This window comes from Vibrio viridaestus (genome assembly GCF_003856525.1).
Lineage (GTDB): Bacteria > Pseudomonadota > Gammaproteobacteria > Enterobacterales > Vibrionaceae > Vibrio > Vibrio viridaestus.
This window is the reverse complement of the sequence record NZ_RJVQ01000058.1, coordinates 1-785: the sequence shown is the minus strand read 5'-3', so window position 1 is coordinate 785 and position 785 is coordinate 1. Positions and strand designations below refer to the sequence as shown.

Here is a 785-nt window from a genome sequence, read left to right as displayed (position 1 = left end):
TTTAGATGAACCGACTTTGTTACCGGCCAGGTCATAATCACTTTTTAGATAAAATGCGCTGTACGCGAATGCACCCCACATAGTCTTTCTCCTTATCTTAATAGTTTGGTTGGTTGTCTTACGCTTTTTTCACGTCGRCTTTTTGTGCTTCGGTTTCTTTTGCGTCTTTTGTCATGTAGTAAACGTTATAAGCAATAGCAGCAAACATAATCTTGTCTCCTTCCGTTATCGTCAGTGTCTTACGCTTTTTTCACGTCGGCTTTTTGAGCTTCGGTTTTTTGAGCTTCGGTTTCTTTGGCGTCTTTAGTCATGTAATACACGTTATAAGCAAATGCAGCGAACATGATCTTATCTCCTCAATGTTGTTGTAAGTTTCTTTCGTCTACGGGTTAAATATAGATCTACCTCACATTAAATGCAACATTTGTTTTGTTTTTATTTCACTTTAGAACGTATATTTTATTTATTGGAGGCTAAATACTTGATTTTGGCTCTCATTCTGTAATTTACTTTCATTAATGTAGTTAAAAACAGTTCAATCAGGGTGATTCGATAACAAGAGAGACTTAGAATGGGATGGGATGGGATGGGATGGGGACCCAGAAACGACAAAACCCAGCATTGCTGCTGGGTTTTAAATAAGTGGCGGAGCGGACGGGACTCGAACCCGCGACCCCCGGCGTGACAGGCCGGTATTCTAACCAACTGAACTACCGCTCCGCATTGGTTAGCTTGGTGCTAAATATAAAGCCTGGCGATGTCCTACTCTCACATGGGGAGACCCC

General features: G+C 41.5%; 1 tRNA gene. It reads right to left on the bottom strand.

Annotated features, from left to right (window positions below):
* Positions 1-643: 643 nt before the first annotated feature.
* Positions 644-720 (bottom strand) — tRNA-Asp (locus tag EES38_RS21705).
* Positions 721-785 lie beyond the last annotated feature (65 nt).